Source organism: Curtobacterium sp. MCJR17_020 (assembly GCF_003234365.2).
Lineage (GTDB): Bacteria > Actinomycetota > Actinomycetes > Actinomycetales > Microbacteriaceae > Curtobacterium.
Genome location: NZ_CP126260.1, coordinates 1,203,203 through 1,224,479 on the forward strand (window position 1 = coordinate 1,203,203; position 21,277 = coordinate 1,224,479).

Annotated in this window: 17 protein-coding genes; 8 read left to right on the forward strand and 9 right to left on the reverse strand. The window is 70.7% G+C overall.

Annotated features, from left to right (window positions below):
• The first annotated feature begins 17 nt into the window (after positions 1-17).
• A complete protein-coding gene (locus DEJ14_RS05760; protein ID WP_111084521.1) occupies positions 18-854 on the forward strand; it encodes an alpha/beta fold hydrolase in 837 nt (278 codons plus the stop codon).
• Between the two features lie 104 nt (positions 855-958).
• Here the strand turns inward: DEJ14_RS05760 and DEJ14_RS05765 are convergent, their stop codons facing one another.
• Together DEJ14_RS05765 and valS are read right to left on the reverse strand one after the other, a co-directional pair.
• The gene (locus tag DEJ14_RS05765; protein ID WP_111084522.1) at positions 959-1,210 is read right to left on the reverse strand and encodes a hypothetical protein; all 252 of its coding nucleotides are present in this window, start codon (positions 1,208-1,210) and stop codon (positions 959-961) included.
• 64 nt (positions 1,211-1,274) lie between these two features.
• The gene (gene valS / locus DEJ14_RS05770) at positions 1,275-3,869 is read right to left on the reverse strand and encodes a valine--tRNA ligase (RefSeq protein ID WP_258373196.1); all 2,595 of its coding nucleotides are present in this window, start codon (positions 3,867-3,869) and stop codon (positions 1,275-1,277) included.
• Positions 3,870-4,135: 266 nt separating this feature from the next.
• Between valS and proP the strand changes: the two genes are divergently transcribed.
• On the forward strand, positions 4,136-5,722 hold the full coding sequence (proP, locus tag DEJ14_RS05775; RefSeq protein WP_248704603.1) for a glycine betaine/L-proline transporter ProP: 1,587 nt from the start codon (positions 4,136-4,138) through the stop codon (positions 5,720-5,722).
• A gap of 70 nt (positions 5,723-5,792) precedes the next feature.
• On the opposite strand, the gene DEJ14_RS05780 is transcribed toward proP, so the two are convergent.
• From DEJ14_RS05780 to DEJ14_RS05795, 4 genes are read right to left on the reverse strand one after another with little or no spacing between them, the layout of a single operon-like run.
• Complete coding sequence (locus DEJ14_RS05780) at positions 5,793-7,454, reverse strand: ATP-binding cassette domain-containing protein (protein ID WP_111084523.1); 1,662 nt, start codon at positions 7,452-7,454, stop codon at positions 5,793-5,795.
• Positions 7,451-8,347 carry an ABC transporter permease gene (locus DEJ14_RS05785; protein ID WP_258373197.1) on the reverse strand — a complete coding sequence of 299 codons (897 nt, stop codon included), beginning with the start codon at positions 8,345-8,347 and terminating at the stop codon, positions 7,451-7,453. Before DEJ14_RS05785 ends, DEJ14_RS05780 begins: the two co-directional genes overlap by 4 nt.
• On the reverse strand, positions 8,344-9,411 hold the full coding sequence (locus DEJ14_RS05790) for an ABC transporter permease (RefSeq protein ID WP_258373198.1): 1,068 nt from the start codon (positions 9,409-9,411) through the stop codon (positions 8,344-8,346). Before DEJ14_RS05790 ends, DEJ14_RS05785 begins: the two co-directional genes overlap by 4 nt.
• 5 nt (positions 9,412-9,416) lie before the next feature.
• Complete coding sequence (locus DEJ14_RS05795) at positions 9,417-11,036, reverse strand: ABC transporter substrate-binding protein (protein WP_111084524.1); 1,620 nt, start codon at positions 11,034-11,036, stop codon at positions 9,417-9,419.
• Between the two features lie 32 nt (positions 11,037-11,068).
• On the opposite strand from DEJ14_RS05795, the gene DEJ14_RS05800 reads away from it, so the two are divergent.
• Positions 11,069-11,668: a TetR/AcrR family transcriptional regulator gene (locus tag DEJ14_RS05800; RefSeq protein WP_111084525.1), complete on the forward strand. Its 600-nt coding sequence runs from the start codon at positions 11,069-11,071 to the stop codon at positions 11,666-11,668.
• Positions 11,669-11,762: 94 nt separating this feature from the next.
• Here DEJ14_RS05800 and DEJ14_RS05805 read toward each other — a convergent pair whose 3' ends face one another.
• Positions 11,763-12,797: a cation diffusion facilitator family transporter gene (locus DEJ14_RS05805; protein ID WP_111084526.1), complete on the reverse strand. Its 1,035-nt coding sequence runs from the start codon at positions 12,795-12,797 to the stop codon at positions 11,763-11,765.
• Positions 12,798-13,041: 244 nt separating this feature from the next.
• Between DEJ14_RS05805 and ileS the strand changes: the two genes are divergently transcribed.
• Genes ileS through DEJ14_RS05830 form a run of 5 tightly spaced genes read left to right on the forward strand, consistent with a single transcriptional unit; the run spans position 13,042 to position 19,489 of the window.
• A complete protein-coding gene (gene ileS / locus DEJ14_RS05810; RefSeq protein ID WP_111084527.1) occupies positions 13,042-16,296 on the forward strand; it encodes an isoleucine--tRNA ligase in 3,255 nt (1,084 codons plus the stop codon).
• Positions 16,293-17,750, forward strand: coding sequence for a bifunctional folylpolyglutamate synthase/dihydrofolate synthase (locus DEJ14_RS05815; RefSeq protein ID WP_258373199.1), 1,458 nt, complete (start codon positions 16,293-16,295; stop codon positions 17,748-17,750). The genes ileS and DEJ14_RS05815 overlap by 4 nt, the downstream gene beginning before the upstream one ends.
• The gene (locus tag DEJ14_RS05820) at positions 17,747-18,163 is read left to right on the forward strand and encodes a DUF4233 domain-containing protein (RefSeq protein ID WP_111084528.1); all 417 of its coding nucleotides are present in this window, start codon (positions 17,747-17,749) and stop codon (positions 18,161-18,163) included. The genes DEJ14_RS05815 and DEJ14_RS05820 overlap by 4 nt, the downstream gene beginning before the upstream one ends.
• A gap of 38 nt (positions 18,164-18,201) precedes the next feature.
• Positions 18,202-18,621, forward strand: coding sequence for a nucleoside-diphosphate kinase (ndk, locus tag DEJ14_RS05825; protein WP_111084529.1), 420 nt, complete (start codon positions 18,202-18,204; stop codon positions 18,619-18,621).
• A gap of 19 nt (positions 18,622-18,640) precedes the next feature.
• Positions 18,641-19,489, forward strand: coding sequence for a DsbA family protein (locus DEJ14_RS05830; RefSeq protein WP_111084530.1), 849 nt, complete (start codon positions 18,641-18,643; stop codon positions 19,487-19,489).
• Between the two features lie 72 nt (positions 19,490-19,561).
• Here the strand turns inward: DEJ14_RS05830 and DEJ14_RS05835 are convergent, their stop codons facing one another.
• Together DEJ14_RS05835 and DEJ14_RS05840 are read right to left on the reverse strand one after the other, a co-directional pair.
• Positions 19,562-20,413, reverse strand: a complete 852-nt coding sequence (locus DEJ14_RS05835; RefSeq protein WP_111084531.1) for a DsbA family protein — start codon at positions 20,411-20,413, stop codon at positions 19,562-19,564.
• Positions 20,414-20,535: 122 nt separating this feature from the next.
• Positions 20,536-21,138 carry a vitamin K epoxide reductase family protein gene (locus DEJ14_RS05840; RefSeq protein ID WP_243837081.1) on the reverse strand — a complete coding sequence of 201 codons (603 nt, stop codon included), beginning with the start codon at positions 21,136-21,138 and terminating at the stop codon, positions 20,536-20,538.
• Positions 21,139-21,277 lie beyond the last annotated feature (139 nt).

Below are 21,277 nucleotides of genomic sequence, written 5' to 3' on the forward strand. Positions count from 1 at the left end.
CAGGGAAGGAAACGATCATGGGTGCCATCACCGTCGGAACCGAGAACAGCGTCGACATCGAACTCCACTACGAGGACAAGGGAACCGGTCAGCCGATCGTGCTGATCCACGGCTTCCCCCTCGACGGCAACTCGTGGGAGGGACAGACCCCGGCCCTGCTCGACGCCGGCTACCGCGTGATCACGTACGACCGCCGCGGCTTCGGGCAGTCCTCGCAGCCGAGCACCGGCTACGACTACGACACCTTCGCCGATGACCTGCACACCGTCCTCGAGACCCTCGACCTGCGCGACGTGATCCTGGTCGGCTTCTCGATGGGCACCGGTGAGATCGCCCGCTACATCGGCCGCCACGGACAGGACCGGATCGCCAAGGTCGCGTTCCTCGCCTCGCTCGAGCCGTTCCTGGCCATCACCGACGACAACCCCGACGGTGCCGGCCCGATGTCGTTCTTCGAGGGCATCGCCGCCGACGTCAAGAAGGACCGGTACGCGTACTTCACGAACTTCTACCAGGACTTCTTCAACCTGTCGGAGAACCTCGGCTCGCGCATCTCGGAAGAGGCCGTCCGCAACGCCTGGAACGTCGCCGCCGGCTCGGGTGCGATCGCGTCCGCCGCAGCACCGCTGACCTGGCCGACCGACTTCCGTCAGGACATCCCGAAGGTGACCGTCCCGGCGCTCATCGTGCACGGCACGGCGGACAACATCCTGCCGATCGACGCCACCGGCCGCCGCTTCACCAAGGCCCTGCCGGCCGCGAAGTACGTCGAGATCGAGGGCGCCCCGCACGGCCTGCTCACCACGCACACCGCCGAGGTGAACGAGGTCTTGCTCACCTGGCTCGCCGAGTAGGCGCGAGCGGCGGGCGTCCCGCGGCGCCCGCATCGTGAGCGGGGATGGTCGGGTTCCCACCGGGGACCCGACCATTTCTGCTCACCGAGCGAACACGCCCCGCGCTAGTCCTCTTCCGCGGCGTCGTCGGGGTTCGTGACCTGCGCGTGCCCGGCATCGTCGAGGTGGATCGAGGTGCCGTCGTCGAGCTCGACGATCGGCTTGCCCTCCAAGAACGTCAGGGTCCAACCCCACGAACCGGTGTCGACCGACTCGGCCGCCAGCTCGTCCTCGACCCCGCGCACGGCGACGACCATCGCCTCGGGCAGTCGCGCAGGCGGCTCCCCACCGACGCTCCATCGTGTGCCCAACTGCATCCGTGCCTCCTGTCCGGTGGTGGACCGGCCGGATCGCCGAGGCGACCCGGCCGGACGACCGACGTTACGCCTGCTGTTCCGCGAGCTCGATCTCGGTGACGGCGAGCTCGTCGCCGTCGACGAACGACAGGTTCTCGATGCGGCCGACGGCCGCCAGGTCGACCGCCGCGCGCTCGATGAGCGCCCGCGTCTCGGCCGGCGCCTCGACGACGGCACGCGTGACGGGCGTCTTCTGGGACGCCTTCGCCGACGTCTTCGCCCCACGGATCCCGATGAGCGCCTGTCCGACGGCCGCGAGCAGCCCGGTGGGGGCCGCGTCGGTGGGCAGGTCGGCCGCGGTCGGCCAGGAGGCCCGGTGCACGCTGGTCTCGTGGGTCCAGGCCCACACCTCTTCCGTCGCGTACGGGAGGAACGGTGCCAGCAGTCGGAGCAGCACGTCGATCGCGCCGCGCAGGGCCAGGACCGCGCTCGCCTGGGTCTCGTGCGTCGCGTCGGCGGCCGTGCCGTAGGCACGCTCCTTCACGAGCTCGAGGTAGTCGTCGCAGAAGGTCCAGAAGAACCGCTCCGTGATCTCGAGCGCACGGGCGTGGTCGAACCCGTCGAACGCGGCGGTGGCCTGCTCGACGACCGCACCGAGCTCGGCGAGCATGTCGACGTCGAGCGCCTCGGTCACGCTCGTGGCGCCCTCGGGCAGCGGGAAGCCGTAGACGAACTTCGCGGCGTTCAGCACCTTGATCGCCAGACGACGACCGACCTTGATCTGCTTCGGGTTCTGCGGGTCGAACGCCGCGTCGGTGCCGAGCTTGGACGAGGCCGCCCAGTAGCGGACCGCGTCGGCGCCGTGCTGCTCGAGGATCGACAGCGGCGTGACGACGTTGCCCTTCGACTTCGACATCTTCTTGCGGTCGGGGTCGACGATGAAGCCCGAGATGCTCGCGTGCTTCCACGGCACGGTGTCCGCTTCGAGCTGGCTGCGGAGCACCGTCGTGAAGAGCCACGTGCGGATGATGTCCTGCGCCTGCGGGCGGACGTCGTACGGGTACACCAGGTCGTACAGTGCCGGGTCGGTCTCCCACTTGCCCGCGAGCTGCGGGGTGAGCGACGAGGTGGCCCAGGTGTCCATGACGTCGAGCTCACCCTGGAACCCGCCGGCGACGCCGCGCTGGTCCTCGGAGTAGCCGGGCGCCGGGTCGGACGACGGGTCAACGGGCAGCTGCGCCTCGGTCGGGACGATCGGCTGGTCGAACACCGGGTTACCGTCGGCGTCGAGCGGGTACCAGACCGGGATCGGCACGCCGAAGAAGCGCTGGCGCGAGATGAGCCAGTCGCCGGACAGGCCACCGACCCAGTTGTCGTACCGGACGCGCATGAAGTCCGGGTGGAACGCGATCTCCTCGCCGCGGGCGCGGAGCGTCGTCTTCAGGGCTTCGTCGCGGGCACCATTGACGATGTACCACTGGCGGGTCGAGACGATCTCGAGGGGCTTGTCGCCCTTCTCGAAGAACTTCACCGGGTGGTTGATCGTCTTGACGTCGCCCACCAGCTCGCCGGACTCGGTCAGGGCGTCCACGACGACCTTCTTCGCCGAGAACACGGTCTTGCCGGCCATCTCGGCGTAGAGCGCCTTGCCGGTCGCCGATTCGATCCACGCGGGCTCGTCGGAACGGACACGGCCGTCGAAGCCGAGGATCGCGCGGTTCGGCAGCTGCAGCTCGCGCCACCAGACCACGTCGGTGGTGTCGCCGAAGGTGCAGACCATCGCGATGCCGGCGCCCTTGTCCTTCTGCGCCAGGTGGTGTGCGAGCACCGGGACCTCGACGTCGAACAGGGGGGAACGGACCGTGGTGCCGAACAGGTCCTGGAACCGTTCGTCGTCCGGGTGTGCGACGAGGGCGACGCACGCCGGCAGCAGCTCGGGACGGGTCGTCTGGATCACGACGTCGTCGCCGCCGTCCGCACGGTGGAACGCGATGCCGTGGTACGCGCCGGGCATCTCCTTGTCCTCGAGCTCGGCCTGCGCGACCGCGGTGCGGAACGTGACGTCCCACAGGGTCGGGGCGTCGGCCTGGTAGGCCTCGCCGCGCTCGAGGTTGCGGAGAAAGGCTCGCTGGGCGCTGGCCCGCGAGGTGTCGTCGATGGTGCGGTACGACTGCGTCCAGTCCACCGACAGGCCGAGGGTGCGGAAGAGCTCCTCGAACTGCTGCTCGTCCTGCACGGTCAGCTGGTCGCACAGCGCGATGAAGTTGCGGCGCGAGATCGGCAGCTGGTCGGCGGCCTTCGACGACTTGCCGTCGCCGCCCTCGAACGGCGGCGTGAAGTCGGGGTCGTAGGGGAGGGTCGGGTCGCAGCGCACACCGTAGTAGTTCTGTACGCGGCGCTCGGTCGGCAGGCCGTTGTCGTCCCAGCCCATCGGGTAGAAGACGTGCTTGCCCCGCATGCGCTCGAACCGCGCCTTGAGGTCGGTGTGCGTGTACGAGAAGACGTGCCCGATGTGCAGCGATCCGGAGGCGGTCGGCGGCGGGGTGTCGATCGAGTAGACGGCGTCGCGGTGGCCGGCGGCGTCACGGTCGAAGCGGTAGGTGCCGTCCTGCTCCCAGACCGGCCCCCAGACCTGCTCGAGTCCGTCGACGCTGGGCTTCTCGGGCATGGGCTTGGTCATGGCTGCGCCTTCCGTGCGTGTGTGCGGCACCGAGTCCGTGATGAGGTGCCTGAGTGTCCCCGCTCGATGCGAGGTGCCCCAATCGTAGCGGGCGGGACCGACGCGGCTCACGAGTGCCGGGAGCGGCGGTTACCACACCGACCTGTCGGACACGCCGGAGACCTGGTAGTCTGTCGGAGTTTGTCCGGCGAGCGCGGGTTCGCAGGAACTGCACCGTTGCCGTCCGCCGGACGCCCGAAGGACGCACCGCACACCGGAGGAACGACTTGGCACCGAACGACGCACCCCACCCGCACGGCGATCGGCCGCAGCCGCACGGCGACCGACCGCTGCGCTCGAAGGGCGCTGCGAAGCGCGCTCGGCGCAAGCTGACGAAGGACGACGTCACCGTCGTCGAGGAGTCGCTGCTCAAGCGCGCCGTGGCGGCCGCCGCCCTCGGCAACGCGATGGAGTGGTTCGACTTCGGCATCTTCGCGTACCTGACCGTCACGATCTCGCAGGTCTTCCTGCCGCAGGGCGACCCGGCCGCGAACATCGTCGCGACCTTCGGGTTCTTCGCCGCGGCGTTCATCGTCCGACCGATCGGTGGCGCCGTCTTCGGTCCGATCGGCGACCGGATCGGCCGGCAGAAGGTCCTCGCGCTGACGATGATCCTGATGGCCGCCGGCACGCTGATGATCGGCCTGATCCCGTCGTACGACTCGATCGGCTTCTGGGCTCCGGTCCTGCTGCTCGTGGCCCGCTTCGTGCAGGGCTTCTCGACCGGCGGTGAGTACGGCGGCGCCGCGACCTTCATCGCCGAGTACTCGCCCGACAAGCGTCGTGGGTTCATGGGCTCGTGGCTCGAGTTCGGCACCCTCGCCGGCTACGTGCTCGGCGCGTCGATCGTCACCGGCCTGCAGTTCGGCCTGTCCGAGGACGCCCTGCTCAGCTGGGGCTGGCGCATCCCGTTCATCATCGCGGGCCCGCTCGGACTGATCGGCCTGTACCTGCGGCTCAAGCTCGAGGAGACCCCGGCCTTCCAGAAGCAGCAGGAGCAGGCCGCCGAGCGCGAGGGACAGAAGACCCCGTTCCTCAAGCTCTTCGCCGAGAACTGGCGCGCACTCATCATCTGCATCGGCCTGGTCCTGGTCTTCAACGTGACCGACTACATGCTGCTGTCGTACATGCCGACCTACCTCGAGCAGAACCTCGGCCAGAACGCCACGTTCGGCCTCATCCTGATCGTCGTCGTGATGCTGCTCATGATGGTCGTCATCACGTTCGGTGGCCGGCTGTCCGACAAGTTCGGTCGTCGCCCGGTCCTCGCGGCCGGCTGCATCGGCTTCATCCTGCTGTCCTGGCCGGCGCTCAAGCTCGTCCAGACCGGCACGGGCGTCGGGGTGTTCTCCGGCCTGCTCATCCTCGGTGTGGTGCTCGTGACGTTCACCTCGACCATGCCGTCGACGCTGCCCGCGCTGTTCCCGACGATCATCCGCTACGGCGCCCTGGCGATCGCGTTCAACGTCTCGGTGTCGCTGTTCGGTGGGACCACCCCGCTCGCGACCTCGGCGCTCATCAACGCCGCGAAGGACGCCGGCTACGGCTGGGCCGAGGACATCCCCGCGTTCTACCTGATGCTGGCCGCCGTCATCGGCCTCGTCGCGGTGTACTTCACCAAGGAGACCGCCGCCACCCCGCTCATGGGCTCCGGCCCGACGGTCGGTTCCGAGGACGAGGTCGCCGGCGTGATCGACGACTACAACGACCCGACGTCGGAGTTCGCGCAGTCCGACTGGGCGAAGGAGTTCGCGACGAGTGAGATCCCGATCATCTCGGGTGACGCGGCGAAGAAGGAGTCCGCGGACTCCTGACCCCGGTCACACCCGCCCTGGAGGCCCGGTGCACGTCCGCCACGGACGCGCACCGGGCCTCCGATCACGTTCAGGGCCGTGGTCCGGGCCCGGCGGCGAGCCGCTCGGCCGCCTGCAGCAGGTGCGCGGTCACCGGGTGCGCCGGGCGCGCGAACACCGTCGCGGCGGCCCCGTGCTCGACGACCGCGCCCCGGTGTACGACCAGCACGTCGTCGGCCATCCGGCGCACGGCCCGGAGGTCGTGCGACACGAACACCATCGCCACGCCGGTGTCGTCGCGGAGTCGCTCGAGCAGGGTCAGCACGGCGTCCTGCACGGTGGCGTCGAGGGCGGTGACCGGCTCGTCGAGGACGATCACCTCCGGGTCGGTGGCCAACGCCCGGGCGATCGCGAGTCGCTGCCGTTGCCCACCGGACAGGGTCAGCGGCGACCGCGGCCGGAGCGCCGGGTCGAGGTCGACCTGTCGCAGCGCTGCGTCCACCCGGGCGGCGAGGGAGCCACGGGCGCGGCGGTCGTCGCCCCGCGAGAACGCGTCGGCGAGGACCCGTTCGACCGACCACCGTTCGTCGAACGTGGCACCGGGGTCCTGCACGACGGCCGCGACGCGGTGGCGCCGGGGTCGTCGGTCGTGTTCGGGGAGTGGCACCCAGGGCGCTCCGTCGAGTGCGACGGTGCCGGCGTCGGGCGTCTCGAGCCCGAGCAGCATCCGCGCCAGGGTGGTCTTGCCCGACCCGGAGGCGCCGATCACCCCGAGCACCCGCCCGCGGTCGAGCCCGAACGACACGTCGTCGACGGCGCGGACGCCCTCGTACCCGCGCGCGAGGCCCGCGGCGACGAGGACGCCCCTCGCACCGTGCGAGGTCGCCTCTGTTCCGTGCGGGGTTCCGTGTTCCGTGCGATCCGCAGCGCCTCGCACCATGTCCGGAACCTCGCACCGGACGACAGCATCGCGGCGGGACCTCGCACCGTGCGAGGCAGCGCGCACCAGGGCCTGCGTCGCGGCGTGCTGCGGATCCTGCAACACCGCGGCGACCGGCCCCTGCTCGACGATCCGCCCCTCGTGCATGACGGCCACCCGGTCGGCCCACCCTGCGACGAGCCCGAGGTCGTGCGTGATGACGAGCAGTCCCGCCCCACGCTGCTGCGCCGCCCGGAGCTGCTCCATCACGGTGACCGCGACCCCGGCGTCCAGTGCGGTCGTGGGCTCGTCGGCGACCACGAGCGCCGGTGACCCGATGGTGGCCGCCGCGATGAGGGCTCGCTGCCGCATCCCGCCCGACAGCGTGCCGGCGAGTCGGCCGTCGGTCGCGATGTCCGGGTCGAGGCCCACCGCACGCAGGGCATCGCGCACGGCGTCCACGCGCTCGGCCGCACCCATCTCGGTGTGCAGGCGGAGGCTGTCGGCGACCTCGCGCCCGACCGGGCGCAGCGGGTCCAACGCGCCCAGGGCCTCCTGACCGACGTAGCCGACCCGCGACCCGCGCACCTGGCGCCACCGACGATCGGAGAAGGCGCGGACGTCGAGGCCAGCGACGGTGAGGGCGTCGGCGCGGACGGCGGAGCCGGGTGCGGACAGACCGAGCGCGGCGCGGGCGGTGACGGTCTTGCCGGAGCCGGACGCGCCGACCAGGGCGACGCACTCGCCGGCGTCGACCCGCAGGGCGACGTCGCGCACGATCGGCGTGCCCGCGATGGCGACGTGCAGCGCCTGGACCTCGAGGACGGTGGTCATCGGACGACTCCTGTTCGGCGGATCGCGCGACCGAGCACGGTGACGGCGGTCGCGAGCACCACGATGGCGAGCCCGGGGAAGGTGCTCATCCACGGTGCGGTCTGCAGGTAGGTCCGGCCGTCGGCGAGCATCGCGCCCCACTCCGGAGCCGGGGGCGGTGTCCCGACACCGAGGTAGCTCAGCGCCGAGGCCCAGACGATCGCCTGTCCGACGCCGAGCGTGGCGACGGCGACGACGGGCCAGAGTGCGGTCGGCAGGACGTGCCGGACCACGATGCGGACGGGGGAGCGGCCGAGCAGCACGGCGGTCTCGACGACCTGCGACGACCGGGCCGCGCGGACCAGACCACGGACGATGCGGGCGTAGCCGGGGGCGGTGGCGAAGCCGACGGCGAGCACGGCGGGGACCGGGCCGGGCCCGGTGACGGCGATGCCCACCAGGGCGACGAGCAGCAGCGGCAGGGCGAAGGCGACCTCGGTGACGCGGCCGATCACGGCGTCGAGCAGTCGGCCGACACGTCCGGCGCCGGCGCCCAGTCCGGCGACGACCCCGAGGACGACGCCGGTCCCGCCGCCGATCAGGGTCGCGGCCACACCGACCACGAGCGAGGCCCGCGTGCCGGCGACGACCCGGGACAGGACGTCGCGTCCGGATTCATCGGTGCCGAAGGGGTGCGCGCCGCTCGGTGCGAGGAGCGCCTCGGACGGGTGCACCGCGAGCGGGTCCGCGCCGCCGAGCAGCGCCGGCCACGCGGCCGCCACGACGGCGAGCAGGACCACGGCGCCCGCGACGGCGCCGGGGACGCCGAGGCCCCGCCGCCGGCGACGTGCTGCTGCCGGACGTCCGTCGACCGGTTCACCGGCCAGGAGGCTCGGCTCGGCGATGCCGCTCACCGCGCCGCCGCCTCGGGGCCGGGTCCACGGCGTCGCGTGGCTCGCGGGGCGCCGGTGCGCGGGCCTCCGGTGCGCGGGGCGCCGGTGCGCGGGCCTCCGGTGCGCCGGCCGCCGGCGCGCGGGGCGCCGGTGCGCGGGCCGCCGGTGCGCGGGTCGACGACACGTTCGACGAGGTCGGCAACCGCGAGCACCACGACGTAGGCGGCGGCGGACACCAGCGCGATGCCGGCGACGAGCGGCATGTCCCGCTGCGTCACCGCGGTCACCAGGGCGCGACCGATGCCGGGCAGCGCGAACACGGACTCGACGACGACGGCGCCGGACACGAGGGACCCGAAGGCCCAAGCGGACAGGGCGATCCCGGGCAGCGCCGCGTGGCGGAGCAGGTGCCGGGCGAAGAGCCCGAGGCGGGTCTCACCGCGGCCCCGGGCGGCGAGGGCGAACGCGGACCGCTGCGCGTCGACCACCCCGTCCCGCACGGTCTCGGCGAGGTACCCGGCCACCGGCACGGCCACCGTCAGCACCGGGAGCACCCAACCCCGCGCGGTGCCGTCGCTGACCGCCGGCACCCAGCCGAGGGCGCTCGCGAACACCACGATGAGCACGCTGCCGAGCCAGAAGTGCGGCATCACGCTCGCGGTGACGCTCAGCGCGCTCGTCAGTCCTGCGGCGAACCGACCGCGCTGCGTCGACCACCACGCCGCGACGATCGCCAGAGCCCAGGCCACGACGAGCCCGGCGACCGCCAGGGTCAGCGTGACGGGGAGCTGCTGACCGAGCAGCGTCGCGACCGGGGTGCGGAAGGCGTACGAGTCACCGAGCTGCAGGGTGGCGAGGCGGCCGAGGAACACCGCGTACTGCACGAGCACCGGCTGGTCGAGGCCGTACTCGTGCCGGACCTGGGCGACGGCCTCGGCGGAGGCCTGCGAGCCCGGGCCGCCGAGGATCGCGAGTGCGGGGTCGCCGGGGATGAGCCGGATCGCGACGAACACGATCGTCGCGACGGCCCAGAGCACGCCGATCCCGCCCGCGAGCCGTCGGACGGCCCACCACACCCAGGGCATCCGCGTCAGCGGTCGATCCAGGCCGTGCCGAACCAGGGCGTGGACACCGAGGTCGTCTGGATGCCGTGCACGGCCGAGCGCACCAGGAAGTGGTTCTGCTGGTCGTAGAGGGGCAGCACGGTGTCGCTCGCCAGGATCGTCTTCTGTGCCTGCTGGTACAGGTCGGCGCGCTCGTCGGCGTCCGAGGTGCGGGCCGCCTGCTCGAGCAGGGTGTCGAGCGCGGGGTCGTCGAGCTGCGCGAGGTTCGCGAAGTACCCGGACGGCGCCGGCTCGATGCTCGCGCTGTCGTACAGGATCCGCAGGACGTCGGGGCCGACCTTCGTGTACGGGGCGCTGACCACGTCGTACTCGTTCGCCGCGAGGGCCGCGTACCAGCTGGAGAGGTCGAGCTCGTCGAGCACGACCTTGAACCCGACGGCCTTCTCGGACGCCTGGATCTGCTGGAACAGGCTGCGCTCGGCCGGCACCGACTGGTTCGTCGACACCGGGAACGTCACGGTGAGCTGCTTGCCGTCCTTCTGCCGGATGCCGTCCGACCCGACCTTCCAGCCGGCGTCGTCGAGCAGTTGCTTCGCCTTCGACGGCGAGTAGTCGAACCGGCTCTTCTCGGAGTACGCCAGCGGTTCGGCGCTCGAGAGCACGGAGTACGAGCGCTTCGCCGTGCCGAGGAACAGCGACTGCAGGCCGGGGTCGATCTCCGCGCCGGCGATGAACGCCTGGCGCACGGCCTCGTCGCGGAACACGCCGTTGCCGGAGTTCAGTTCGAGGCGGTTCGAGGCACCGGGGCGCGGGGCGTCGAGGTCGCGGATGGCGCCCTTCGCCGACGCAGCCTTGAGCTGGTCGGGCTGCGCGTTGTCGATGACGTCGACCTGGCCGGACTGCAGCGCCGCGTAGCGCGACGTCGAGTCGGGCAGGAATCGCCACGTGATGCCGGACAGCCGCGGCTTCGTCTTCCCCCAGTAGTCGCTGTTCTTCGTCAGGGTGACGCGGTCGCCGTGCTTCCATCCGGTGACCTCGAACGGGCCGGTGCCGACGGGGGACTCGCAGTTCGTCGCCTGCTTGCGCTCGAGCGCCTTCGGGGACTCCATGCCGACCCAGGGCTGCGAGAACGACTCGAGCAGCGCGCTGTCCGGACGGCTCAGCGAGAGCGTCACGGTGTGGTCGTCGGTGGCCGTCGCCTTCGTGATGGACTGCAGCGCCAGGTAGCCGGTGCTCGACGCGGTGGCCGGGTCCTGCACGTGCTCGATGTTCGCCACGACGGCGGCGGCGTCGAACGGGGTGCCGTCGGTGAAGGTGACGTCGTCGCGCAGCGTGAAGGTGAGGGTCTTGCCGTCGTCGCTCGTGGTCCACTTCGTCGCGAGCTCGGGCGTCGGCTCGCCGTCCTCGAGCCCGACGAGCTCCTCGATGTACTGCGTCGCCAGGAGCGCCTGCGGGTAGTTGCCGCCGACGTGTGGGTCGAGGCAGGTGGGCTCGGCGTCGCCCGAGGCGTACGTCAGGGTCCCACCGCTCACCGGTTTGCTGCTCGTGGTGCTCGTCCCGGCACCGCTGCAGCCCGCGAGGACGAGGACGACGGCGGTGGCGCTCGCGACGGCGGCGACGGTTTTCTGTACTGAGTCCAAGATCATGGCTGGACGAGTCTAGCGGTTTACTGGGGCCCATGGATGAACCGATCCGCCGCGGTGGCCGACCTCGACGCTCGAGCGCCGAGGTCCTCGCGGACGCCGCTGCCGAGCTGTTCCTCGAGCAGGGGTACGGACGCACCACGGTCGACCAGATCGCCGTGCGTGCGGGGGTCAGTCGCGCGACGTTCTTCAACTACTTCACGGCGAAGTCGGACGTGATGTGGCTCGAGCTCGACGCCGCGGTCGCGGGGCTGCCCGGGTACCTGGCGGCCTCGACCGAACCCAGTGCGGTGCGTGCGGTGGAGCAGGCCCTGCTCGCCGCGGCCCGGGCCCACGACCCCGAGCGGGTGCCGTGGGCGGTCGCGCAGGCCGAGGTGATGGGCATCGGCTCCGAGCTCGTCGCCGGGGTCGCCGTCCGGGTGATGGCGCAGCACGGGGCCGTCGCCGCCTTCGTGGCGGGGCGCACGGGGGAGCAGCCGGGGTCGCTCTGGCCGCAGACCGTGTCGGGCGCGGTGCTCGGGGCGGCTGCTGCGGCGTTCGGGGTGTGGGTCGCCGACGGGGTGGCTCGTCGGCCGCTCGTCGAGTACGTCGCGGCGGCGCTGACCCCGGTGGTCGCCGGCCTCGACGCGCGCTGACGCCGACGACGGGCGCCCCGAGTCTCGTGGTGAGCGGCACTTCTCGCGCGTCGGGCCCCGAGAGGTGTCGCTGAGGCCGAGACTCGCCCGCGCGTCAGTCGGTGCGCAGCGTCCCGGCGCCGCCGGCGGCCACGTCCGAGGCCGTCCCGTCGCGCACGACCTCGGGCACCTCGTCGCTCGTCGGCCGCAGCGAGGCGTCGCCCGGGTAGCTCAGCGTCAGCACGGCTTCCTCGATGTACGGGCTGTCCTCGAGCGACTTCTCGACGTCGCGCAACCGCACCGCGACGTGCTCCTCGTTCTCGTTGCCCGTCAGGTCGACGGCGGCGACGAGGTACACCCGCGACGGTCCGACGAACTCCAGGTGCAGGTAGGTGACGCGCTCGATCTGCGAGCGGCCGAGCAGCTCGACGAGCACGGCGTTCTCGAGCTCGGGCGACGTGCTCTCGCCGAGCAGGAAGCGGCGGTTGCGGTCGATGAGGATGATCGCCACGACCCCGAGCAGCACGCCGATCGCGATGGAACCGATCGCGTCGAAGATCGCCAGGCCGGTGATCTGGTGCAGGAACACCCCGAGGAACGCGACGACGAGGCCGATGAGCGCAGCGGCGTCCTCGGCGAACACGGCCCGCAGCGTCGGGTTCGAGGACTGCAGCACGTGGCGCAGCACCGGCACCTTGCGCTTCGTCGCCGCTCCGTGGGCCTGGCGGTACGCCTGCAGGAAGCTCGTGCCCTCGAGGCAGAACGACAGTGCGAGCACGATGTAGTTGAGCAGTACGTCCTCGGCCGGACCCGTCTCGCCGAGCTCGGAGATGCCGTGGTAGATCGACACGATGGCGCCGGCGGTGAACAGCCCGAACGCGGCGAACATCGACCAGATGTAGGTCTCGCGGCCGTACCCGAGCGGGTGTGCGGTGTCGCGTTTCCGCGCGCCCCGTCGTTCGGCGACGAGCAGGAAGATCTCGTTGCCGGTGTCCGCCCACGAGTGCGCCGCCTCGGCCACCATCGAGGCCGAACCCGAGATGAGCGACGCGATGGTCTTCGCGATCGCGACGAGCAGGTTCGCGCCGAAGGCGATGATGACGGTGAGGGAGGACTCCGGGCGTTCGCCGGAGGCAGAGTCGTCGGGCATCCCTCCAGCATGCTCCCGTCCGCTAAACTCGTGTCACACGAGCGTCGATCCGGCCATCACCGGGGAGCTCCCGGAAGAACGCGGTCCGCGCGAGCGGCTCGTCAGTAGAACCGGGCGGACCGGGCCGCACCGAACCCGAACACGAGCGGTCGTGACGTGCGGACAGCACGTCGTGGCAAGCGAGGTGGTACCGCGGAGCGTGCTCCGTCCTCGTGGAGATCGAGCGAACCCACAAGGAGTCCCGGTGCCGTACCCGTTGAACGCCGATGCCGATGGCGTCGTCCCCTCGCCGTCCTTCCCCGCCGTCGAGCGGGGGATCCTCGCCTTCTGGAAGAGCGACGACACGTTCCAGGCGTCGATCGACCAGCGCCAGGGCTGCGACGAGTGGACCTTCTACGACGGCCCGCCGTTCGCGAACGGCCTGCCGCACTACGGTCACCTGCTGACCGGGTACGCGAAGGACGTCTTCCCGCGCTACCAGACCATGCGCGGCAAGCAGGTGCACCGCCGCTTCGGCTGGGACACCCACGGGCTGCCCGCCGAGCTCGAGGCGATGCGCCAGCTCGGCATCACCGAGAAGCACGAGATCGACGAGATGGGCGTCGACGTGTTCAACGCCGCCGCCAAGAAGTCCGTGCTGCAGTACACCGACGAGTGGCAGCAGTACGTCACCCGCCAGGCGCGCTGGGTCGACTTCGAGGACGACTACAAGACGCTCGACACCACGTTCATGGAGAGCGTGCTGTGGGCGTGGAAGCAGCTCTGGGACAAGGGCCTGGCGTACGAGGGCTTCCGGGTCCTGCCGTACTGCTGGAACGACCAGACGCCGCTGTCGAACCACGAGCTGCGCATGGACGACGACGTCTACAAGATGCGCCAGGACCAGTCCGTCACGGTGTCGTTCCCGCTGCAGGGAGCGCGTGCCGAGTCGCTCGGGCTGGCCGGCGTGCGTGCGCTCGCCTGGACGACGACCCCCTGGACCCTTCCCACGAACGCCGCGCTGGCCGTCGGGCCTGCGGTCTCGTACGTGGTGCTCCCTGCGGGGCCGGGAGGCGCAGCTGACGGTGCGGACGCCGGTTCCGTCCACTACCTGTTGGCTTCGGACACCGTGGCCGCCTACGCGAAGGACCTCGGCTACGAGACGGCCGAGGACGCCGCTGCCGCGGTCGTCCGCACCCTGACGGGTGCTGAGCTCGACGGCGTCGAGTACGAGCGCCTGTTCGACTTCCTCGCCGAGACCGAGGGAATGGAGCACGCCTGGCGCATCCTGGTCGCCGACTACGTCGAGACCGGCGAGGGCACCGGCATCGTGCACCAGGCCCCGGCCTACGGTGCCGACGACCAGGTGGTCTGCGCCGCCGCCGGCATCCCCGTGGTGCTCTCCCTCGACGAGGGCGGGGTCTTCACCTCGCAGTTCGGCGAGGTCGCCGGCATGCTCTGGTCCGACGCGAACAAGCCCCTCACCAAGGCCGTCCGTGACGCCGGTCGACTGCTCCGCCAGGCGTCCTACGAGCACAGCTACCCGCACTGCTGGCGGTGCCGGAAGCCCCTCATCTACAAGGCCGTGTCGTCGTGGTTCGTGCGGGTCACCGACTTCCGCGACCGCATGGGCGAGCTCAACCAGGACATCAACTGGGTGCCGGAGAACGTCAAGGACGGCCAGTTCGGCAAGTGGGTCGGCAACGCCATCGACTGGTCGGTGTCGCGCAACCGCTACTTCGGCACGCCGATCCCGGTGTGGCAGTCCGACGACCCCGAGTACCCGCGCACCGACGTGTACGGCTCGCTCGAGGACATCGAGCGCGACTTCGGCCGCCTGCCGCTGAACGCCGACGGCGAGGTCGACCTGCACCGCCCGTTCATCGACGACCTGACCCGCCCGAACCCCGACGACCCCACGGGGAACTCGACGATGCGCCGGATCACCGACGTGTTCGACGTCTGGTTCGACTCCGGGTCGATGCCGTACGCCCAGGTGCACTACCCGTTCGAGAACCGGGAGTGGTTCGAGTCGCACAACCCGGCCGACTTCATCGTCGAGTACATCGGGCAGACCCGCGGCTGGTTCTACGTCATGCACGTGCTGTCCACCGCGCTGTTCGACCGACCGGCCTTCCAGAACGTCATCAGCCACGGCATCGTCCTCGGCTCGGACGGGCAGAAGATGTCGAAGTCGCTGCGGAACTACCCGGACGTCTCCGAGGTGTTCGACCGCGACGGTGCCGACGCCATGCGCTGGTTCCTGATGTCCTCGTCGGTGATCCGCGGCGGCAACCTCGTCGTCACCGAAGAGGGCATCCGCCAGGGCGTCCGCGAGTTCATGCTGCCGCTGTGGTCGACGTACTACTTCTTCACCCTCTACGCGAACGCCTCCGGACCCGACGGGTACCAGGCGTCCCGTCGAACGGACAGCACCGACGTCCTCGACCGGTACCTGCTCGCGAAGACCCGGGTGCTCGTGTCCGACGTGCAGCAGCACCTCGACGCGCTCGACACCCCGCTCGCGGCCCAAGCGGTCCGCGACTTCGCCGACGTGCTGACGAACTGGTACGTCCGCCGGTCGCGCGACAAGTTCTGGACCGGAGCCGACGGCGTGGCAGCGGACGACGCCCGTGCCGCGTTCGACACGCTGTACACGGTGCTCGAGACCCTGACCCGTGTGGCGGCCCCGCTCGCCCCGCTCGTCACCGAGGAGATCTGGAAGGGCCTGACCGGTGGTCGGAGCGTGCACCTGACGGACTTCCCCGACGCGGCCGAGTTCCCCGCCGACGACGCCCTCGTCGCGGCGATGGACCGCGTGCGCGACGTCGCCTCGAAGGGCCTCGCGCTCCGGAAGGCGACCGGCAAGCGCGTCCGGCTGCCGCTCGCCACGCTCACCCTCGTGGTGCCGGACCCGGCGGCGGTCGAACCGTTCGCCGACATCCTGCGCGACGAGCTGAACGTCAAGCGGGTCCTGCTCGAGGCGCAGGCCGAGGAATCACTGGCGCAGTACGGCATCGAGCGGAAGCTCACCGTCAACGCCCGCGTCGCCGGCCCGCGTATCGGCAAGGCCGTGCAGCAGGTGATCCCGGCCGCGAAGAAGGGCGACTGGACCGCGACCGAGTCCGGCGTCACCGTCGGCGGTGTCGACCTGGTCGAGGGCGAGTACACGCTCGACCTCACCGTCGCCGACCCGTCGGTCGCCGTGGCGTTCCTCGACGAGGGCGGCTTCGTGGTGCTCGACACCGTGACCACGCCCGAGCTCGAGGCCGAGGGACTCGCCCGCGACGTCGTCCGCGCCGTCCAGCAGGCCCGACGCGACGCCGACCTGGACGTCAGCGACCGCATCGTCCTGACCCTCGGGGTCGACGATGCCGCCGACGCGTCGGTGCGCACCCACCAGCAGCTCATCGCGGGGGAGACCCTGGCGACGAGCGTCGAGATCGTGCCCCTCGGGGCAGGCGCCACCACCGATGTCGGTGACGGCGCGAAGGTGACCGTGGAGGTGTCACGCGCATGAGCGACGACGACCAGCACGACGAACACGACCAGCACGACGAGGACGGCATCCGGATCCCGGTGGGGCCGTCCGGTGACGCCCCGGTCGAGGCCGTGCCGTACGGCGGTGACGACGACGAGGTCAAGCGCGTCGAGGCCGCCCTGTACGCCCGGATCGGCGAGCAGTCGCCCGAGCACCGCCTGACCGCGACCCGTCGCGCCGTCGAGCTGCTCGGCGATCCGCACCTGGCCTACCCGGTGATCCACATCACCGGCACGAACGGCAAGACGTCCACCGCGCGCACGACCGAGAGCATCGTCCGTGCCCACGGTCTGCGCACCGGCCTGATGACGAGCCCGCACCTGGTGTCGATCCGGGAGCGCATCGTCATCGACGGACAGCCGATCGAGCCGAGCCGGCTCGTCGAGAACTGGGACGACATCGCCCCGGTCCTCGAACTGACCGACCAGGAGCTCACCGCCAAGGGTGAGCTCCCGCTCACCTTCTTCGAGGCCCTGACCGTCCTGGCCCTGGCGTGCTTCGCCGAGGCGCCGGTCGACGTCGCCGTGATCGAGGTCGGCATGGGCGGCGAGTGGGACTCCACCAACGTCGTGCAGAGCCAGGTCGCGGTGTTCACGCCGATCGCCATCGACCACGCGAAGCAGCTCGGCAGCACCGTGGCGGAGATCGCGCGGACCAAGTCCGGGATCATCAAGCCGTCGTCCGCCGTGGTGTCGAGCGAGCAGGTCCCCGAGGCGCTCGTCGAACTCGAGCGTGCCGCCGAGCTCACCGAGTCGACGCTGGCGGTCGAGGGGACCGGGTTCTCGCTCGTCGACGTCACCCCAGCGGTGGGCGGTCAGCTCATCACCGTGCAGGGCATCGCCGGCCGCTACGACGACCTGTTCCTGCCGCTGTTCGGCCGGCACCAGGCGCACAACGCGGCCGTCGCGATCGCCGCGGTCGAGTCGTTCATCGGTCGGGGCACCCAGGCGCTCGACGAGGACGTCCTGTCCGAGGGCCTCGCCGGTGCCACCAGCCCCGGCCGCCTCCAGCCGATCGCCACCGACCCGACCGTCGTGGTCGACGCGGCGCACAACCCGCACGGTGCCAAGGCCCTGGCGGAGGCCCTGCTCGTGGCGTTCCCGTCCGAGCACGTCGTCGGCGTCGTCGGGATCCTCGGCGACAAGGACGCCCGAGGGTTCGTCCGCGCGCTGAAGGGCACCGTCGAGACCTTCGTCGTCACGCAGCCCCCGGGGGAGCGTGCCCTCGACGCCGACGCCTTCGCGAAGGTCGTCGTGGACGAGGTCGGCGCGGACCGTGTCGTCGTCGAACCGTCGCTCGCCGCCGCGCTGCAGCAGGCACGCGACCTGGCGGAGGAGGCGGACGCCGAGGACGCCCTCGTGCTCGTCGCGGGCTCCATCGTGATGGTGGGTGCGGTCATGGACCTGGTCCACCGGGAAGGCGAGACGAAGTGACGAACGCACCAAGGGCCTCCCGGCCGGGGCGCGCACCGCGCACCCGGAAGCCGCGACGCGACCGCGGGGCGCAGGAGAGCCTGCTGTCGATCGCGCTCGTGCTCGAGGCGATCATGTTCTTCTTCCCGATGCTCGTCGTGTTCGGCAAGGGGACCCTGCCGCCGGCCCTGGCGTTCGGCGGCGGCATCGGCGCGATGATCGTGCTGGCGCTGGCCTCACGCCTGACCGGCAACCCCGCCGGTGTAGGGTTCGGGTGGCTGCTGCAGGCGGCCATCCTCGCCACCGGGTTCATCGAACCGTTCATGTTCGCGGTCGCCGTGGTGTTCCTGGCGCTGTGGGTCTTCTGCTTCGTCAAGGGCGGTCAGCTCGACCGTCAGAACGCCGCGCGCCGGGCCGCCATGGGCGAGGACTGACCACCCCTCCGATCCCGCGAACACACTAGGAGTACTGCGTGTCCGACCTCGAAGAGACCCTCGTCCTCGTCAAGCCCGACGGCGTCGCCCGCCAGCTCACCGGTGAGATCCTCCGCCGTATCGAGTCGAAGGGCTACGAGATCGTCGACCTGAAGATGCTCACCGCGCCGCGCGACCTGTTGGACGCGCACTACGAGGAGCACCAGGGCAAGCCGTTCTTCGAGCCGCTCGTCGAGTTCATGCAGTCCGGTCCGGTCGTCGCCGTGCGCGTCGCCGGCAACGGCGTGATCGCCGGCTTCCGGTCGCTCGCCGGCACCACCGACCCCACCAGCGCCGCACCCGGCACCATCCGTGGCGACCTCGGTCGCGACTGGGGCCTCAAGGTGCAGCAGAACCTGGTGCACGGGTCGGACAGCACCGAGTCGTCGGCGCGCGAGCTCGCGCTCTGGTTCGCCTGAGACGCCGGGGGAACGACTCGTGACGAACAACGACCGACCCACCAAGAACGAGCGTCGCCAGCACGCGCGTGAGGTCTCGCGCCAGCGCGCCGACGCCGAGAAGCGCCGCAAGCGCCGCAACAAGTGGTTCCTGCAGGGCGGCATCGGCCTGGGCATCATCGCGATCGCCGCGATCATCACGCTCGTCGTGGTGAACGTGAACAACGCACCCGCCGTGTCCGCTGCCGGGCCGAAGAACATGGCCACCGGCGCGATCCAGTTCACCGGCGAGGGCGGCGAGGTCACCCCGGTGACCACGAAGGCCGTCACCGCGAAGGGCACCCCGTCGGCAGTCCCGACGTCGAACACCGACGGTGCGGTCGCGGTCACCGAGTACGTCGACTGGGCCTGCCCGGTCTGCAAGCAGTTCGAGGCCGCCTACGCCGACCAGATCCTGGACAAGGTGCAGTCGGGCGACGCGACACTGGCCATCCAGCCGGTGTCGATCCTCGACCGCAGCTACCAGAGCTCGCGCTACGCCAGCCGGGCCGCGAACGCCGCGATGTGCGTCGCGAACTACGCGCCGGACAAGTTCCTGGACGTCCAGACGCAGTTCTTCGACAACCAGCCCACCGAGGGCACCTCGGGCCTGACGAACGCCGAGATCGCGAAGCTCGTGAAGGCGGGCGGCGCGACCGGGTCGAGCGTCTCCGAGTGCCTGTCGACCGAGCAGTTCAAGGGCTGGGTGACGAAGTCCACGAAGCTCGTCACCGCGGACGAGGCGCTGCAGGGCACGCAGGGCTTCGGCACGCCGACCGTGGTCGTGAACGGCAAGCGCCTCGACGACCTCAGCACGGTCATCACCGCGATCGACGCCGCGGCGAAGTAGCACCACCCGCACGAGCGAAGGCCCCCGCTTCCATCCGGAAGCGGGGGCCTTCGTCGTCGCGCTGCCTCGCGCCTACGCGGCGCCACCGTTCTGCTCGACGAAGGACGCGAAGGCGTCGGTGTCGGTCAGGGAACCGGTGAACTGCTTGCCGTTCACGATGATCGTCGGGGTGCTCGTCACCTTGTCGAGCGACGAGTTCGGGATCGGGTCGTTCATCACCCGGTTCGTGGCGTCGGCGACCCACCCGGCGAAGTCCTGCCCGGTGATGCACGAGGCGACCTTGCTGTTCGTCGCGCCGGCGTCCTTCGCCAGCGACGCCAACTCGTCGTTCGTCAGCCCCTTGGTGCTCTCGGACGGCTGGTTCTCGTAGAGCGACGTGTTGTACGCCAGGAACGCGTCCGGGTCGTAGTTCGCCACACAGGCGGCCGCGGCGGCGGAGCGGGTGGAGTACTTCGACCCGAGGGACACCCGGTCGAGCAGGTTGAACGGGTGCAGTTCGAGCGTCGCGGTGCCAGCCTTGACCCACTGCTCGATCTGGTCCATCTGCGCCGTCTCGAACTGGTTGCAGTACGGGCACATGTAGTCCGAGTACACGGTGATGTTCGCCACCGAGTCGTCCTGCTTCGTCGCCGCCGGTGTCCCACCGTCGGGCGTGGCCTTCGTCTCGACGGGCACGATCTTGCCGCTCTGCCCGGTGAACAGGATGCCGTCGCTCGCCATGTTGCGCGGTCCCGGCCCCGCGGGTTGCACCGAGTTCGCGATCACCAGGACGACCACGGCGACGACCGCCAGGCTGCCGACGATGATGCCGCTGATGCCCAGCGTCTTGTTGCGGCGACGTCGCGCCTGTTCCTGCACCCGGGCTTCGCGAGCCCGCTCTCGGGCGGCGTCGCGACGGACCTTCTTGCTCTCGTTCTCGCTCATCGAGATCGAGCGTAGGTGCTGCCCGGACGCCGATCGGGCGTGCTGCCTGGGAAGCGTCCAGGAATTCGGTGACGCGTCATCGATGTGTCATCGGAACCGCATCGAGGACGCCCAGCAGCGGATCAGAAGACCGTCAGGATGGTCGGGAACTTGATGATGATCGTCACGATGATGAACAGGTAGTTCGCCAGCGGGAACGCCCAGCAGAACGGGAGCAGTGCTCGGCCGATCCGCTGGGTGCGAGCGCCGAAGCGGCCCTGCGCGGCGTTCCAGATCGTGAACACCCAGAACATCGGGATCGTCATCGACCACACGAGCATGCACCAGGGGCAGAGCGCGCCGATGAACCACACGGTCTGGGTGAAGAGCCACGTCACGAAGACCCAGGCCAGGAACACGCCGGCGTTGAACGCGATCCAGAACCACCGCGAACCGTTGCGGAAGCCCGCGAGCATCATCACCGCGACGGCGATCGGCGCGACGAAGCCCATCACGCCGAGCAGTGGGTTCGGGAACCCGAACAGATGGCCCTGCCAGCTCGCCATCACGTCCGAGCAGCTGATGAACGGGTTCACGTCGCACGAGAGCACCGTGTCGGGGTCGGCGTACTTCTTGAACTCGTCGAGCACCAGGGAGAAGGACCCGTACAGGCCGACGAACCCGGTGATCAAGAGGAAGACGGCCATCGCGATCGGACGACGGGGGGCAGGCGCTGACGTGCTCACGCCGTCATCATCGCATGCGGCTTCCGGTCCTTTCCGGGAGCGGCGTGCGATACTGGCCGGAGGTCGTGTGGGCAACCGCAGACCGAAGAGAGCTTTCCGGGCAGTGCCCCACGGGGCAGTGTCCGGACGATCAGGTGCG